The following is a 17,045-nucleotide window of genomic DNA, read 5'->3' on the forward strand; positions in this document are numbered from 1 at the left end:
ATTAGCGTTTCAAGCCGCTTTCTTCAGCGGCGCCGATCGCGAGGTTCATGCACTGGATCGCCGCGCCCGATGCGCCCTTACCCAGGTTGTCCAGCCGCGCGACGGTCACGAAGCGTTCTTCGTTGCCGAACACGAACAGGTCGACACGATTCGTGTCGTTGTTCGCCTGCACGTCGAAGAAGCCGCTGTCGAGGTTCGCTTCCGCGTCGAACGGCGCGACATGCACGAACGCCTCGCCGGCGTAGTACTCGGCGAACAGCGCCTGCACGTCTTGCGGCGTGGCCTTTTTCGCCAGCTGGTTCGGCGAGAAGAAGGTGGTGACCGCGAGACCCTTGTAGAAGTCGCCAACGATCGGCGTAAAGATCGGTGCCGACTTCAGGCCTGTATGCGCGGCCATTTCCGGCAGATGCTTGTGCGTGAGACCGAGCGCGTACGGACGCGGGCTCTTGAGCTTGTCGTTGCCGCCGGCTTCGTAGTCGGCAATCATTTTCTTGCCGCCGCCGCTGTAGCCGGTGATCGAATATGCGTGCGCGGCGAACTCGGGCGCCACGACGCCTGCTTCGACCAGCGGACGCATGGCGAGCACGAAGGCCGACGCATGGCAGCCCGGCACGGCAATGCGTTTCGCCGTGCGCAGACGTTCGCGTTGTGAGCGGGCCAGTTCGGGCAGGCCGTACGCCCAGTCGGCGGACGTGCGGAACGCGGTGCTGGCATCGATCAGCACGGTGTGATCGTTTTCGACCAGCGAAGCGGATTCGCGCGAGGCGACATCGGGCAGACACAGGAACGTGACGTCCGACGCGTTGATGAGACGACGGCGCTCTTCGAGGTCTTTGCGCTTCGCTTCTTCGATACGCAGGATCTCAACGTCAGCGCGTTGCGACAGGTATTCAAAAATCTTCAGGCCGGTCGTGCCTTCCTGTCCGTCGACAAAAACTTTCGTGCTCATCTCGCTCTCACTGGCTTGCTGGAAACGGGGCGCGACACCGCGCCGGAACGTCATTTTAAGACCTGACGGCGCCGGACGTGCAAAAGGGGTGAAAAAACGACGATGCGCGCTGAACATGACATCGGCGTGACCCGTTATACGGCAGATGCACGCCGATGCCGGCCGGATCGCGGCAATCCGCGCGTCAGCGGGCCGCGGCGATCCAGCGCGCGGTGACCGCGGCTACGCGTGCGCCGAACAGCCGGGCCGTTTCCAGATCGCCGGGGGGCGGTGCTTCTTCCGGCGAGGCGTCGGCCGGCGACTGCGTGAGCAGGCCGGTAAAGCCGCCCACATAGTTCAGGTCGTTGCGAGTGGCCGCCTTGGTGTTCGACGGCATCATGCCCGTGCCCGCCCAGATCATGCTGTGCTGCATGGCCAGGGTGACGAAGTACTGGATCGTCGAGAACTTGTCGCCGTTCATGGTCGCGGAGTTGGTGAAGCCGGCCGCGATCTTGTCTTTCCACGCCTGCCCGAACCACGGCTTCGAACTCGCGTCGGCGAATTTCTTGAAGTCGGCGGAGGGGCCGCCCATGTAGGTCGGCGCGCCGAAGATAATGGCGTCGGCGGCGGCCAGTTCGGCCCAGGCTGCATCGTCGACCTCGCCGACCGGCATCAGTTTCGCGTCCGCGCCGGCTTCGAGGGCGCCCGCCAGCACGGACTCGGCGGCTTTCTTCGTGTGGCCGTAGCCGCTGTGATAAACGATGACGATCTTCGACATGAAACTCTCCGGCAAAGTGAACAGACGATGGGGTGGGCACGCTAATGGTGCGCTCCTGCAGCGGCGCGACAGCGGCAAGCATGGCGCAAAGCACCAGGCTGCACATTAGCGTGCGCGGATGACAGAATCTCCGCGCGGGCGGCAATGCGACGCAAGCCATACGCCAGCCCCGGCTCGTGCCGGCGGCCATGCGGTCCGGTTTGCACGCGACGCGCTGCGATGTGTTGCGCGAGGCTAGCGCCCGTAATTGACCACCATCCGCGCAAAGCCGAGGGTGGCGGTGCCGATCTCGTGATCGAACATCAGCGCGGGACGGCCTTGCGCGAGGCGCAGGTCGGCGGTGCTGAGCGCATACACGGTGATGATGTAGCGATGCGGTTTGCCCGGCGGCGGACACGGACCGCCATAGCCGTCGGTATCGAAGTCGTTGCGCGCTTCGACCGCGCCGAGTTTGCTGAGGAAGCCGGAAGAACTGGCGTTCTCCGGCAAGCTGCTGACCGTGGCCGGAATGCCCGCCACCGACCAGTGCCACCAGCCGCGGCCCGGCGCATCCTGATCGAACATGGTGACCGCGAAGCTGCGCGTGCCGGGCGGCGCGTCGTGCCACGAAAGTTGCGGTGAGCGGTTGCCGCCTTTGCAGTCGTCCTGATTGAAAACCTGAGCGTCCGCCACGGTGCCGCCCGCACGGAAGCTGGCGCTGGTCAGCGCAAACGCGCCTTCGGCGAGGGCGTGTGGTCCGTGAGCGGCCAATAAGGCAAGGCCCAGCATGGCGCAGGGGAACGACGGCAGACGGCGGAACGGCGAAGCAATCGAAACAACCAGGCAACGCGAGCGCATGTGCCGGTTCTCCTGTGAGGGCGCGAGGCGGTTGTCCTCGCGATGGTTATTGTCCCTATTTTGTGCCTCAAGGTCGATTCAAGTCTAACATTAGCTCTACGACGCATCATTGTTGTGGTCCGCTGGAATTTGCGGACCGGAATCGGCTATAGTCAGAGGAATTGTCCACGCGCAGCTAGTCCGCGTCCTCACCGTTTCAGTCGCTAGAATACATAAGACATGTCGGAAGTTTTGCAGAGTGGTTTATCTGTCGAGGGGAGGGCAATGCAAGATCCAGTCAGGGTCGTGGTCGCTGACGACCATCCGGTTATTCTGTTCGGCGCCGAACAGGCTTTGCTCAAGTTTCCCGGTCTACAGGTCGTCGCGCGCGCGCGACAGTCAACCGAATTGATCAAGGTGCTGCAAACCATTGCCTGCGACGTGCTCGTCACGGATCTGGCAATGCCAGGCGGTCAATACGGCGACGGTTTGCCGCTGATCGGCTATCTGCGCCGCAATTTCCCTAACCTTCCCATCGTCGTCCTGACGATGCTCGAGAACGCCGCGTTGTGCCGACATAGGTTAGTCCTGTCTACGTTTCGCCGGTTTTTCGTGTCTACAAGCCATCCTTGCCCGCGCATCCCCTTGTTCATCGGGGCGTAGACAGGAATAACAGCAAACATCTGGGAAGGTGTTGGCGCGAGCAAATGCCTTGCAGCGAGGGATAGTTTTCTGGCGCCCGCCCGTCAACATTCCGGTCAGAAAACCGAGTTCCGCAAGTCAGTCTCGCACTCGATGAACTCATGTCTTGACTACAGGTACGAGAACCAGGGTGTTGCCGGCTTCAGGAACGGGTGGCCGCGACGCCTTTTAATTCGTCGATATTGCCAAGACGCGGAATCTAGCGAAGTCCGTGACGGTGGAGTATGCGTATTCGATGTGGATGCGAATTTTGCAAAGCCGAAATAGAAGCGTTTATAGGTAAACGCTTCTAGCTATTCTCGCCAAGGTTTTTGCAGACAAGCCCTTGTTCGTAAAGCGAAAACGCTTCTTATTGCAAGGACGAAATTAGGCGGCTTTGGTAGGCAAATTTCTCGAAAAGCCACTCGGAATGATGCGCATATGGGGGCTGCCGTCCGTTTCGGCTGCAACTATCTGCGCCCCTTGCATTTTCGTCAGCAATCGGCGAACTTGCGTTCGCTGCTGCGTGACTGGTCGAAAAGCTTAAGCGCTCCCGGGCGCGCTGACGACTACAGTAAAAGCCACTCGACCGCCCCGGCCGGATAGTCCTCCGGCCACTCCATCGCCAGCAATCCCACCGCTTTCCTCATCCGCAACTCGACCGCTGAGCCGTCGATTCCTGCCGCTGCACCATCTGTCCTCATTGATTCCAAGTCGCTCTGCGCGCAGGCCATCCTGTCGAGCGCACGCCGCAGCCGCTCGTGCATCTCGTCTCGCAGGCCAAGCTCTCGCGAGACGACCTCGATGTCGCTCACGGCGTCTGATAGCAAAAGGTCTAGTAATTGCCGCTGGCGAAGCGCCCGGGCCGAGCCGGGCGGGCGCCGGGCGTTATCGTCGTGAGGTAGCGAGTCCATCCGTTGTGTAGCCGAACGCTTTATACGGCGGAGCCAAAGAAATGGGGCGGCTATCCGCCTTTGGGCTTCCCTCCCGTCCGTCGGCAAGCCATCAGTCGACCAGAACTCTTCGGTCTGGCCGGAAAGAAACCCCTTGGCCGCGGCTTGCTGCTTGGACTTGTGTTCAAGGACATCGGACTTTGCACGCCTCCCCTCCGTCGCTGTCAGCGACCCTTCCTCGATGAGTTCTGCGATATGAGGACGGGCAACGAAGGGCAACTGGCCGCCTCTTCAAACGTGATGAATTCTTCCAGCATGTCGGCTCCGAGGCGGAGGGTTGATGTAATCAATATTTGAGCAGTGTGGCGCCGCCCCCTCGTGACAGTTGCTGCGAGCGTTATGGCCGGTCGCTTTTGCGTTCATGCTCGGCCGAATTCGCCGGGGCGAATTGACATCAAATACGAGGCCGAGGGGTTCGGCAGCAGCTTTTGCATCCGTAGCGTTGCCAAGGCCCGGTATGGCACCTACGAAGCGAATGACCCGCGGCAACATCGCAGCTCGCAAAGGCGTTTGGGCCGCAGCCCAAGCGTCGGCACTTTGCGCGAACCTGCGCGTCCCCGTGTGTAATCGCAAACGTCAATGATTCATTCCCCGGTAATTCGGTTAGTTATAATTTGTGCAAAGTTACAACTCAACTGGAAGCCGGATGCCGGAATTTGACGAACCAGCGATTGTGTTCCTCGGCCTCGCCCGCTTGAAAGGCGTCGGCTTCAAGAGCTTGCGGGAGCTTGGAGGAGTTGATGCTATCGGTCAGAAGTTCGCGAGTGGTGGCTCCGACTTTGTTCAATCCGTGACTCGGAACTCGGAAGCCAACGCCGCGCAGCGGGTACTGCAACTCGGCGAAGAAGCCGCTGAGGTGCTGAAGAAGAACGGTATTGAACTCGTTACGATAACTCAGCCGCGTTTCCCCGTGCAGTTCGCCGAGCTTGACCCCAACTTGCGGCCCCTATGGTTTTTTTACGAGGGAAATCACGAGTTATTGGCGACCGAGGCAATCGCCGTCGTCGGCACGCGGTCGCCCTCGAATATTGGTGAGTTCCTTACTCGATATGCTGTGTCTGCGGCGCAGGAGGCCGGAGCTACCGTCGTAAGCGGCCTTGCGAAAGGAGTTGACGAACTCGCTCACGAATGGGCGCTGTCGAGTGGTGTGCCGAATATTTCGGTCTTGGGCACCGGCCTTCTTAAAGCTTATCCCGCGAAAAATGCTGAACTCGCAAGAAGAATCGTGGCTGATGACGGTCTGCTAATTTCGGAATATATGCCCGACGCTGCACCGTCGGCAGAGACGTTTGTTTGGCGTAACCGCCTGCAGGCGGCATTGGCGAAATGCGTAATCGCACCTGAATGGAAGCGTTCCTCCGGCACGGCTCACACCATCAAATTCGCCAAGCGAATGTCGCGGCCCACAATCAACCTTCGTATCAACGGGGTCTTCCCGTCGCCAGAGCATGGGACCGCCGATGAACTCTTCGAAGTCCCAAGAGAGCACTCGGCTCTGATGGCCGCCCTACGAAAGGTCGACCCTCATACGGAAGCGCGCATTTCGGCCCTGCAACAGCAATCCTTGTTCTAAGCGACTATGTCCCTAAAGCTGCTCCTCCTCAGCGTTGATGGCACGATTTGTCGCGACAACAAAGTGAACATGGATATTGCGAGAGACGTCGGACGGCTGGCTCGTGAGTTGGCACCACTCGGAGTAACTACGGCGCTTTGGTCGAATCGGCCTTGGACGGTGCGCCAGCGGCCAATGTCTGAATGGTTTTCCGAAATAGCCGGAATTCCCATAGCCCATCACGGGGCACAAGTAGACGGGAGTCCAGCACGGCAGTTGGGGAACTCTGCGCAACCGATAATGGCCCGTTACGGAGTGCAGCGATACGAAACCGTTTTGGTCGGTGGCGTTGACGACGACATGCGGGCGGGCGTTCAAAACAAGCTCTTGATGCTGCGCCCAGACTGGTACGGCCAGCAAACCGAGTACGGGTTTCCTGTCGCGAATATCAGTGAGCTGGCTAGGTTCTGCCTCGTTTTTGCGCTCCGGAAGTACCCGATTTTCTGGCGCGTACAAGACGGCACGCTTGACTTTAGCGCGGCAGGGCCGTTTTCCACTATGCGTGCGGCATACCAAATGTTCGGGGAGGACGCCCGCGCGTTCGCTAAGTTTGGCAATGGGCGCCCCGATTTCTGGTTCAATTTTGCAGTCTCCTCCCTGTATTTTTCCGGGCTGCTCGAAGGCGTGAACTACATCTGCACATATCCTGGACACAGTCCAAATTCCGCGCCGAATAGATATGGGATGGCTGACGTGCTATCGCGGTTGGGCAAGTGCTTTCGGATGACCTTTTACAATGACCTTATCGCGCGTCACGCCGAGGCGATGAAGAGTCAGCCCATTCGGGCGACCGAGCGAAAATTCTTAAATCAGCTGAACACGATTCGCCTTACAAAACACCCGCACAAGTATCTGACTGCCGAGCCGATAAAGACGGCAATAGACCTTCGTCGCAAAATCATCCTAGTGGTCGATGACTTCTGCACGTCGGGCAAGAGTAATGAGGCGGCCCGGATGTATATCGAAGCGGCGGGCGGGCACGCGCGGCTGTTCTCTTGGTTGAAGACAATAAGCGCCCCGTACACCCGCATCAACGCGCCCCTTCAATTGAAGCCATTTACAGGGACGCAACTTGTGGCCGAGCCTACCTCGCAGGATTATGGCTATGCCGAGAACATCATCGCACCGGACGCGCCGACCGAAATCCACCAGATTTTTGTTCGCTATCGCGACTGGCGTTGGGAGTAAACCGTAACCGTCGGGTCTAGGCGCGAATGCTTGTCTGTATGCGGGCGTGCTGTTGACGCGTTCGATAGTCTTCGCAAGGACAGTGTTGTTGCGAGCAACGAAATGCGCCACCGCGTGTCGTTAATGCGGACCGACTTTGCCTAGTGAGAGGGAACGCCGACCTTTGCGGCTGTCGACGAGCATCTTCTATCTAATGAGCAACGTGATTTTCATGCCGTGGATTGGCTCCAGGTACGAAGCAGAGGGGTTTCGTGGAATGCGGGTGCTTGTCGTTGCAGAGTCTCACTATGGAAGCAAACGAAGCGAGCGGCCAACAGCAACGCCCGAGCTCGTGAAGGCACTGGGTCAACGGCTCAAACATCCGGACGCAACTGCGCGACTACGGAAGCATCCGCACTTTGCGCGAATCGTCACCGCGGTGAGCGGTGCAGCGAGTGCATCGGTATTCACGACGCAGGAGCGGGCGGACTTTTGGGAGCGCGTTTGCTATTACAACTTCCTTCAGGAATTCGTGCCTGCTGCGCGGGTCGCTCCACCGGCTGAATCATGGAGCGCTGGCAAAGCGGCCTTCCTTGATGTGCTCGCGACTCTGCGGCCAGATATTGTCATTGCTTTCAGTAAGCGCCTTGGTCCGCTCCTAAAGCCGCTATGTGGCGGCGTGCCCATCGCAAAGGTGCACCATCCGTCGACCGGCTTTGCCTACGCAAGGTGGAACTCGGTTATCGCGGAAGCCTTGGATGAGGCAGATGCTCGACGCTGTGAGTCGAACGTCGGAATTTGCGCCTTAACTCAGAGCCCGATTTACCGGGCATGGTACGCGGCGTCGGCTAACGCGAGTCCTGCTCATGGCCCCCACCTGCCACCAGAACAGCTCGCTGATGTCCATTCTCGATGGGCTTGCGAGATGGTGGCAGCAAGGGAAGGCGCTACGCCTTCGGTCGAGACCACCCGTCTTTGAGTTATGGGGCCGTCTGCAAGTAGTCACCCATAAGCCTATTGATAGTGAGCGCACACTCCCTCCCGCTGGCCCGGCCAGATAGTCTTTGTGTGTCCCCTTTTATCATCAATTCCACTGTATCCCGCATCGCCATCTGTCGCATCCCGTCTTTTCGCCTTTCGCTCTAGCGCCGCCCACCTCATCGTCCCCGTTGTTTCCAAAACCGATTGGGCGCAAGCAATCCCGTCCATCGCTCGGCGCAGTCGCACGAAACTGGCGTCAAAATCCCTGCTCTCATGCCGCTACCTCTGCATTGGTTGCGACGTCTGTCACCACAATTGATAGCAGCTCAACCGAATTACGCTCAATATTAGTGAGCGCACACTTGCTTTGGCGTGCCCACCAATGGACTAGGTGACGGATTTTTTCCAGTGAAGTGATACGTTTAAATGCTCACGTCACACGGTGACTGAGCGTTCTTGCCGCGTTTCAGCTTTGCCCTGCGCTCCGGCGCCGGCGCCGGCGTCGGCGCTCGCACCGCCTGCTGGCTTTGCCCGGTCACTGGACGGATAAGGGGGCCGGTGGGACGAAAAGAAATACATTCTCATGCCCGATGGTGTCGCTATAATCGGCCAAAACATCGACCAAACAATATCGTGAGAGAGCCCAAACCGCGACGGTCCGGGACGGCAGCGGCACCGAGTCGTACGACAGCCAGCAATCCACTCTATGCGCCGCAGCGGGAGAAGGCAGGCGCAGCCACCTTTGACCGATTCAATTTCCAGTATGACTGGGCGCTCTACGAGTTTCTCGAGCGGCACAAGCACAATCAGGCGAGCATCGTTTTCGTCGAATTTCACGAAGACGTAGTTTTCAGCTCTTCACTGGATGCGGATGAGGCGAGATTCGTTTTCTGCCAGGTTAAGACTGGGGCGAGCGCCAACTTCAACAAAAAGTCGCTCGTCAAACGGATAAAGCAAAAGCCGTCGGTGCTCGGGAAGATGTTCACCAGCATTGGCAGCAAGGAAATCGACGCCCGAGTTGATAAGGTCCGTCTCGTCGCAACTGGTGGGTTCAAACTTGAGTTAGCGGAGAAGGGCTTCTCACTGGAAGAAATCCCTTGGGATGCGCTTACTCCTGAAACCGCGAGCGAAATTGGAGAAGCCCTAGCCGCGGAACTCGGCGCTGACTGCGCGTTGGAAAAGCTTCATTTTCACAAACCGCAACTCGGCGAGTTGCAACACCGTAGGACCGTCATCGGTTTGATAGCTGACCTGATTAGTGAGCGCGTGCCCGATGAAGGCGGCAACTGCCAAGCCCTTTATCTTGTTTTGCAGGATGAGCTACGGCGGAAAGGTGTTGTCACCTGGGACTATTCCGACTGGGAAAGCTTGGTCCGTGACAAGGGGCTGACTGGGCAGCGCGTGGAAGCGCTATTTGAGCAATTCGCGTCTTCCGCCACAGTCGACGAACTTTTGTCCGATTTCGATTATGCAACCGCCCAGCTTCAATACGAATCGAGGGAAAGACGAAAAATCCGGCAATCTGCTCGGACCTACGTCCTGAACACCCTTGATGGCGGCTCCCTTTCACATTTGCAGGTGCGCGCATCAATTTCCAAGCATCTGTCTGCTGGTTTTCCCCTGCGACTAACTTCTGAGTTGCTGACGGAACTCGTAGCGGCGTGTCCTGCCGTCGCCAGAGAACATTTGGTTGATGAGTCTTCGTTAGCCGCCGCGTACATCATCGAATACCTGAGAGCCTGAAATGGCGCTGCCTAACTACAAACTGCTCGTCAGAAAGCTCCGTACAAAAGCCTATGAGCGCATTGATATTCAAGAGACTGTTCGTTCAATCAACTACCCAAAAGCTCGCCGGGCGGTTCCGATTCGAACCCGGCTTAAACCTGATAACAGGGGATGACAACTCCATCGGAAAGTCGACGCTGGTGAGACTGCCGCTGTGGACCTTAGGCTGCGACTTTACTTTCGACTTGCGATGGACCCCATTCGATACCAGAACGATTCTGGAATTTGAGGTAGACGGACGTAAATTCCTGGCCGCGCGTCATCGAAACGAGATACGCCTCAAAGACGGTGACGGCTCCTGGAATGAGTACCACAGAGGGAGCGATGTTTATGAGCAGGCATTCGCCAGCATTGTGCAATTTGGCGTCCTGTTACCGCGTCGAAAGGAAAAGTGGGTTCATGAAGTGCCGCCGCCTGAGACTTATTTCTCTGCCTTCTATGTCGACCAGCGGAAGGGATGGACAGAGCCATGGAACAGTTTCGTAGTTCATAAATATGAGGACTGGCGTCGTCCGGTCATCAACTTTCATGTTGGCTATCATTCGATGGACTGGTTTGAAGTCGGCGCGGAAATCGCGAAGCGGCTCCAAGGCATCGACAATGACGAAGAACTCATCGAGAAATATGGCCGGGCCGTGGAGGTCTTAGCGCTGCTCGCCCCGCAGGATGAACTCCCGACCACTGACGCCGAGTTAATTTCTGCAATTGCAGACATTCAAAACTCGATGGTGGCAGTCAAGCGGCGTGAGCAGCGCGCTTTGTCACTCCTGCGCGGGAAGCAGGAAGAACTCGAAATAACAAAGGTTCAGCACGGCATTGCACGGGCTGCCGTGGACGACCTTGAGAAAGACTACGATTTCGCTGCTACTCAACTTCGCGACGACGTTCTTGTGTGTCCTCTATGCGGGACACTCCACGACAATACTCTTCTCGAACGAGCATCGCTGCTGCAGGACCGGGCGCAGGCCGAACACCAGGTGGCCACGCTCGCCGCAGCACAGACTAAAATCGAGGCCACAATTGAAGCGACGCTTAAGCGCCTCGATACCGTACGCGAAGATTTATCCAAACTCAACCGTCGATTCAGAAGACTGGACAAAGATGTAAGTGTCAAGAGCATCCTCGAAACCATGGGCACTGACTCAGTACGACGGCGCGCAGACGAGATAACAACGAACGCCCGATTGAGGCTGCGCGCAAACAGGAAAACTATCGCCGAACAACGCTCTGCTCAAAATGAGCTGATTGAGGATGGTAAGGCCGAGAGCATCAATGCATATTACCAAGGCGAAGTAGGTGGGCTTTGCACCAGTTTGCGGCTCTCTCCAGCATTCGACGTGGCCACTGCATTGCCTACTCAGTACAGGGAGCTTGCCGTTTCCGGCGGGGGCGCGGATAGTTCGCGCATGCAGTTGGCCTATCATCTGGCCATGCATCGTCTCATTCGGCACTTTAAAACCGAGGTTCTTGCTCCACTGATTCTCGACACACCAAACCAGCAAGACCAAGGTGCCCTTAACTACAGCCTCGTGTCCGAAGAACTCAAACGTCGTGCTACGCAAGACACTCAAATATTCGTCTGCGCGACACGCCATCCTGCGATGCAATCGTTAGAAAAAGATTCTTGCGTTACCGTGCTTGACGAGTCCCAACTTCTGTCAGAAAAATGGTATGAAAGTCTCGAAGCAGGATTCGTACGGGTCTTCGGTGAGTAGAGATGCTTGCCTTGAAAGCAACTGTCAATGACGGGGAGTCGAAATGGCTGGCTATGTGGAATCTGGCTGCGTTGAGGATGTTCTTGCGGAGCTCCTCTGCTCATAACCGTGACGAAGTGGGAATAGACAGATATGGGCGCGCAAACCATCGATGCGCTGGAGCTTGCACGTCGAACCCAACGGCTGTGGCGCGAGACGCTGAGCGTCGGAAGCGCGTGAGCCATCGGGCAAGCCCGGCCGCTCGCGGCGGATTATCCAGCCGACAATTTGTGACACCGTACCTAGAATAGGAGCGCAGGTCGTGGAGCCTGCGCTCCGTTTGATTGAAGCGTCCAACGACATCGATGGCCATTGACCTTTTCGCCAACACGGGCAAGCAGGACCCAGAGTTGCACCTACAGTTCAGAAGTCTTCGGGATGCTCCGGGCTATGCTCCCGCTCGCGGAATACTTCGAGAACTGCAGGAAAGTTTTGTCGACCCCGACGGCAATTTCGTCGAGCAGTTTCAGACCTTCGGCTTCGACGCGAGAACGTTCGAATTTTTTCTCTCGACGATGTTGTTGGCTGCGGGACATGAAATGGACCGAAGCGCCGACCGCCCAGACTTCCTCATCGAGAAGGACGGTGTCATCGCAGCAATCGAGGCGGTTACCGCAAATCCACCTTCGCAGAAATACATTCAGCCTTATACGATTTTCGCCGAACCCAAGGGTCTCGAGGAGGCGCGGCAGGACTTCGAGCACACGCTGCCAATTAGATTGGGGAGCCCTCTGTTCACCAAGCTCCAGAAGAAGTACTGGGAGCTACCGCACGTGAAGGGCCGTCCACTGGTTCTTGCAATACAGGACTTCCATATTGGCGGAGCCTTGTCCTCATCAAATACGCCTCTAATGCGTTATTTGTATGGCATCGGCCAACGCTGGTGGCATGACGCGAAAGGTAACCTCATAGTTGAAAATTACGAGCTCACTTCACACAAAGTCGGAGACAAGGAAATCCCCTCGGGATTTTTCCGCTTGGAAGGTGCTGAGAACATCTCTGGCGTACTGTTCTGCAACACGGGAACCATCCCAAAATTCAATAGAATGGGCCACCAGGAAAAACACAAGACGAAGGGCGTGAGGATGCTTCGATGGGGCACCTGCTATGACCACAATCCCAACGCCACTACGCCGTGCCCGTTCGTGTATGAAGTCGGCGACCCTACCTTCAATTTGGAAACTTGGGGAGAGGGAACCGTTTTGATGCATAACCCGTATGCGTCACATCCACTGCCCGATAGATGGCTGGGTGCCGCACTTGAGCAACATCTAACAGACGACAGAGTCGCCTCTTTTGCACTTGAGGGCTTCTTGCCTTTTGGCTCGTTCACGAAGATTTTTGTTAATGCGACACGAGGCGACTTGCGTCGAGAGACTGAGAATTTGACGAAGATGCTTTTTGGACTGCGGAGCAAATCCCAAGCGGTCATGCCGCACTTCGCAAAAATCTGAGAGACAACGAGGGGCTATGGCGAAAATTCGAAAAATTGAAATCAGGAACTTCCGGGGCATTCGAACGCTTGACTGGTTTCCGTCGCCCGGCATCAACTGTCTAATTGGGCCGGGGGACACGGGTAAATCGACCGTGCTTGACGCCATTGATTTCTGCCTAGGCGCTCGTCGAAACATCTCGATTGCAGATTCGGACTTTTATAGTCTGGATGTCGAAAGAGCTATTAGCATCACGCTTACGCTCGGAAGCCTCGAAAGCGAGCTGCTCAATATCGATGCATACGGTATTTTTCTCCGCGGCATGGACCCAACAAACGGAACTGTCGAAGACGAGCCAAAACGGGGGCTCGAATCGGTTTTGTCGCTGAACCTAACCGTGCGCAGTGACCTCGAGCCAGTGTGGACTCTGCAATCAGACCGTGCAACAAAGCAGGGTCTTGAGCGCGGTCTTTCTTGGAAGGACCGTCAAAAACTCGCTCCCACACGCATCGGCGCTCTCGCGGAGCAAAATCTCGCCTGGCAACGCGGCAGCGTACTTCACCGTATCTCGGACGAACGCGCCGACGCGTCGACAGCCTTGGTCAAGACAGGCCGGGATGCCAGACGCGTCTTCGGAACGGAAGCAGACCAACATCTAAGCGGTGCGCTTGAGACTGTCAAAACCACCGCGAACGAACTAGGGATTCCGGTTGGAGCCGCACCACACGCAATGCTAGATGCCCATTCCGTCTCGTTCAATGGCGGCACAATCGCGTTGCACGACCACGGCGGTATCCCTTTGCGAGCGCTCGGAGTCGGGTCAACCCGTCTGCTTGTCGCCGGCCTTCAGCGTAAAGCAGCAGCTTCCACTTCTGCTGTGCTCGCTGACGAGCTTGAGTATGGGCTGGAGCCTCATCGAATCGGCCATTTCTTGCTTTCGCTTGGATGCAAGGAAACAATCCCTCCGTTGCAAGCGTTCGTAACTAGCCATTCCCCCGTCGTTTTACGGGAGCTAAGCGGAACGCAGCTATTTGTTATGAGGCGATTTCCATTGCTCCACACAATCCAGTCGGTAGGCGCGGGGAGCGAAGCACAGAGTACGATTCGTCTCTATCCGGAAGCCTTCCTTGCACCGCGCGTTATCGTCTGCGAGGGAGCCAGCGAGGTGGGATTGCTCCGGGGACTCGACCAGTTTTTCGCCTTGAAGGGCTGGCCGACGCTCGCGTCACGCGGAGTCGCGCTGGTCGACAGCGGCGGCGGCACTCCGGACAAGGCTTATGGGCGCGCTGAAGTATTCCAGAATCTGGGATACCGCGTGCTTGTACTTCGCGATGACGACGTCGCGCCTACGCCAACTATTGAGAAGGCGTTTTTGCAGCGTAACGGTACGTTCGTTGCTTGGCGAAGCGGTCGCGCGCTCGAAGATGAGCTCTTTGCCAGCGCGTCCGCATCATGTGTGGCCAAAATGCTTGCTTATGCTATCGAGTTGCACGGCCAAGCGCGGATTGAAGCTCATCTGACTGCAGCCTCATCAAATTCATTGTCGTACGCGACAGTAACATTCCAGACCGCGACCGACGGCCTGACGTCAGAGTCCCGAGCAATTCTCGGAAAAGCTTCTCGCACGAAAAAGGCCGCGTGGTTCAAGTCGATATCGTGGATGGAGGTAGTCGCACGAGACATTGTGTTCCCAAGCTGGGAGTCTCTAGACGCAGCGTTCTGGAATCAGATACTGACTGTGAATAGCTGGGCTAATGCCTAATCCCGAAATCGACTTGCTGAGCGTCGCCAGAGGTAGCGTCACGGCACCCGCAGGATGCGGCAAGACACACCTCATTGCGCAGTCGCTGGCCAAATATGCCGGCGCTCGACCGATACTTGTTCTCACGCATACGAACGCTGGCGTTGCAGCGCTTCGAGCCAAGTTCGAAGTGATGGGGATTGCCGCGAAAGCATATCGCTTAGCGACCATCGACGGGTGGTCCATGAAGGCTGTGTCAACGTTTCCGGCAAGAAGCGGGCTCGACCCTTCAGTTCTAAAAGTCGAGACCCCCAGCCGTGACTACCCTGCCATCCGCGAGACTGCAGTCCGCCTCCTGGCATCTGGCGCGCTCGATGAGTCACTGAGGGCGACCTACGCGCATCTGATAGTGGATGAGTACCAAGATTGCTCGGTGCGACAACACTCGCTGATTTATTACTTGTCGTTCGTGCTATCGACTTGCGTTCTCGGAGACCCGATGCAGGCAATCTTCGGCTTCAAGGGAAATCCGCTCATCGAATGGAAAGTAGTGCAGACGCACTTCACTGAAGCAGGTACATTGAGCACGCCATGGCGCTGGCGGAACGCGGGTACAGAGCCCTTCGGACAATGGCTGCTAGGCGTTCGCGAATTGTTGCGGACGGGGATTGCCGTAGACCTGCGAAACGCCCCTGAAAATGTGACATGGCTACCTGTCGATGCAAATAATCCACATCTGGCCAAATTAAAGGCCGCGCAAACGAACGCACCGACCAACGATGGCCGTGTTCTTGTCATCTGCGACAGCATGAACAAGTCGGGACAGCAGGACCTTGCCAGTCAAACACCCGGCGCGGTAACCGCCGAGGCAGTCGACATGGCCGACCTTCTGAAATTCGCGCGGGATTTCTCTTTAGGCACGCCCGCAGTTGCGCTTCAACAATTGCTAGGATTCGCCCAGTCTGTCATGACGAATTGCGGAATCGCAGAACTGAACCGTCGCCTCGATACGCTGACACGCGGTACAGCAAGAACTCCTGCAAGTCCAATCGAGGCTGCGGCCTTGACGTTTGTGAGTAACGCAAGTTATGGCTCTGCCATGGACCTCTTGTACGCGGTGCGGGACGCCGCAGGGGGCAGATTGTTTCGTCCGTATATTTTCTTCGCGGCGCTCGCGGCGTTGCGTTCGGCCGCTCATGGGGGCGTATCGCTGCTTGAGGCATTCTCGCGCGTTCGTGAAGAGGGTCGACTGGTCGGACGACCCCTACCGCGTAAAGCTATTGGCAGCACGTTGCTTTTCAAGGGCCTCGAGGCAGACGTCGGCGTTGTGACCGATACGCCAAATCTTGACGCAAGGAACCTTTACGTCGCGATGACCCGAGGGTCGCTGAAGCTGGTCGTGTGCAATCCAACGCCATTCTTAAATCCAGCCCGGGTGGACTAACTGGGCGAGACGCAGGTCGCTGCCCTCAAAACTATGAAAACGATACTGACCGAAGCATCACTGGACTTTGCTCGGGAACACATCACTGCGTTCTATGACACTGATTTTTATCCCAAACCGTTCGAATACCGCGCACTGTGGTTTTACTGGGAAGACGTAAAGCGTTACTTGCTGTCAACGCCGCTCGCTCAGAGCTTTAGTGGGCCACCGAGAGCTATTGCCTGGCCGAAGGCTCGAGGAGGGTATCGCGTGGTCCATCAGTTGGAGCCCTTGGACTCTATTGTCTACGTCGCTCTTGTCCACGCTGTTGCTCCGGAAATTTCTGAGTCGAGAATGGGACCGAACGTCGCCTGTTCCTACAGAATTAACGTCGACCGCTCCAGCTTTTTTGTTGGAGGCTCCGGGTTCTCACGCTACAGACAGCAATGCGAGAAGCTATCTGCAGAATATAAGTATGTGCTCACCACCGACATCTCGGATTTTTACAATCAGATTTACCTTCACCGAGTCTGCAATGCAATCGAGCTGGTCAGTGAGACCAAGAGCGCCGGCACGGAAATAGAACGGTTCATCACCAGATTGAACAACAAGGCGTCTCAGGGCATTCCGGTCGGTCCAGCGCCGTCGGTTGTCCTCGCTGAGGCTGTGATGATGGATGTCGACCAGCATCTCGCCCATCAGGGCTTCGACCATGTTCGCTATGTCGATGACATCCGCATCTTCTCGGACTCAAAAGCCGACTTGGAACGCTGCCTTGAGAGCCTTGTCATTTATCTGCACGATGCGCATCGCCTAAACGTCGTTGGTGAAAAGACCGCTGTTAAGACTACGGCCGAGTTCATGCACGAAGAACTCCAAAATCAGTATCAGCTTGAAAAACTGGATTTTTTGCGCAGCATCGAGATTGCAAATCCGTACGGGGAACAGGCGTACTCTGAGGATGAAGACGATGAAGACGATGAAGACGATGAA

At 56.9% G+C, this 17,045-nt stretch carries 13 protein-coding genes and 1 pseudogene; 10 read left to right on the top strand and 4 right to left on the bottom strand.

The annotated features are described in order from the left end of the window. Window position 1: 1 nt before the first annotated feature. The 3 genes from argC to PQR42_RS20835 form a co-directional block, all read right to left on the bottom strand. On the bottom strand, window positions 2-949 hold the full coding sequence (gene argC, locus PQR42_RS20825; protein ID WP_408220151.1) for an N-acetyl-gamma-glutamyl-phosphate reductase: 948 nt from the start codon (window positions 947-949) through the stop codon (window positions 2-4). Window positions 950-1,133: 184 nt separating this feature from the next. Then, window positions 1,134-1,706, bottom strand: a complete 573-nt coding sequence (locus PQR42_RS20830) for a flavodoxin family protein (protein WP_408220148.1) — start codon at window positions 1,704-1,706, stop codon at window positions 1,134-1,136. Between the two features lie 234 nt (window positions 1,707-1,940). Then, on the bottom strand, window positions 1,941-2,543 hold the full coding sequence (locus PQR42_RS20835) for a YbhB/YbcL family Raf kinase inhibitor-like protein (protein WP_408234663.1): 603 nt from the start codon (window positions 2,541-2,543) through the stop codon (window positions 1,941-1,943). Window positions 2,544-2,807: 264 nt separating this feature from the next. On the opposite strand from PQR42_RS20835, the pseudogene PQR42_RS20840 reads away from it, so the two are divergent. Beyond that, a pseudogene (locus PQR42_RS20840) lies at window positions 2,808-3,092 on the top strand (response regulator); the annotation flags it as partial. 680 nt (window positions 3,093-3,772) lie between these two features. On the opposite strand, the gene PQR42_RS20845 reads toward PQR42_RS20840, so the two are convergent. After that, entirely contained in the window at window positions 3,773-4,018 is a 246-nt protein-coding gene (locus PQR42_RS20845; RefSeq protein ID WP_408493706.1) for a hypothetical protein, read from the bottom strand. A 784-nt stretch (window positions 4,019-4,802) separates the two neighbouring features. Here PQR42_RS20845 and PQR42_RS20850 point away from each other — a divergent pair. The 9 genes from PQR42_RS20850 to PQR42_RS20890 all read left to right on the top strand — a co-directional run. Next, on the top strand, window positions 4,803-5,729 hold the full coding sequence (locus PQR42_RS20850) for a DNA-processing protein DprA (protein ID WP_408493707.1): 927 nt from the start codon (window positions 4,803-4,805) through the stop codon (window positions 5,727-5,729). A 279-nt stretch (window positions 5,730-6,008) separates the two neighbouring features. After that, complete coding sequence (locus tag PQR42_RS20855; protein WP_408493708.1) at window positions 6,009-6,956, top strand: phosphoribosyltransferase; 948 nt, start codon at window positions 6,009-6,011, stop codon at window positions 6,954-6,956. A 193-nt stretch (window positions 6,957-7,149) separates the two neighbouring features. Further along, entirely contained in the window at window positions 7,150-7,914 is a 765-nt protein-coding gene (locus PQR42_RS20860) for a hypothetical protein (RefSeq protein WP_408493709.1), read from the top strand. Between the two features lie 635 nt (window positions 7,915-8,549). Next, window positions 8,550-9,659 (top strand): dsDNA nuclease domain-containing protein, encoded by a 1,110-nt coding sequence (locus PQR42_RS20865; RefSeq protein ID WP_408493710.1) that lies wholly within the window; start codon window positions 8,550-8,552, stop codon window positions 9,657-9,659. 53 nt (window positions 9,660-9,712) lie between these two features. Then, window positions 9,713-11,416, top strand: a complete 1,704-nt coding sequence (locus PQR42_RS20870; protein WP_408493711.1) for a coiled-coil domain-containing protein — start codon at window positions 9,713-9,715, stop codon at window positions 11,414-11,416. A gap of 344 nt (window positions 11,417-11,760) precedes the next feature. Next, window positions 11,761-12,909 (top strand): hypothetical protein, encoded by a 1,149-nt coding sequence (locus PQR42_RS20875; protein ID WP_408493712.1) that lies wholly within the window; start codon window positions 11,761-11,763, stop codon window positions 12,907-12,909. 16 nt (window positions 12,910-12,925) lie between these two features. Then, window positions 12,926-14,650 carry an ATP-dependent nuclease gene (locus PQR42_RS20880; protein WP_408493713.1) on the top strand — a complete coding sequence of 575 codons (1,725 nt, stop codon included), beginning with the start codon at window positions 12,926-12,928 and terminating at the stop codon, window positions 14,648-14,650. After that, a complete protein-coding gene (locus PQR42_RS20885; protein WP_408493714.1) occupies window positions 14,643-16,073 on the top strand; it encodes a UvrD-helicase domain-containing protein in 1,431 nt (476 codons plus the stop codon). The genes PQR42_RS20880 and PQR42_RS20885 overlap by 8 nt, the downstream gene beginning before the upstream one ends. A gap of 33 nt (window positions 16,074-16,106) precedes the next feature. Next, a partial coding sequence (locus PQR42_RS20890) for an RNA-directed DNA polymerase (protein ID WP_408493715.1) occupies window positions 16,107-17,045 on the top strand: 939 nt, incomplete at its 3' end.

The sequence above is a fragment of the Paraburkholderia sediminicola genome (assembly GCF_046027355.1).
Taxonomy (GTDB): domain Bacteria; phylum Pseudomonadota; class Gammaproteobacteria; order Burkholderiales; family Burkholderiaceae; genus Paraburkholderia; species Paraburkholderia sediminicola_B.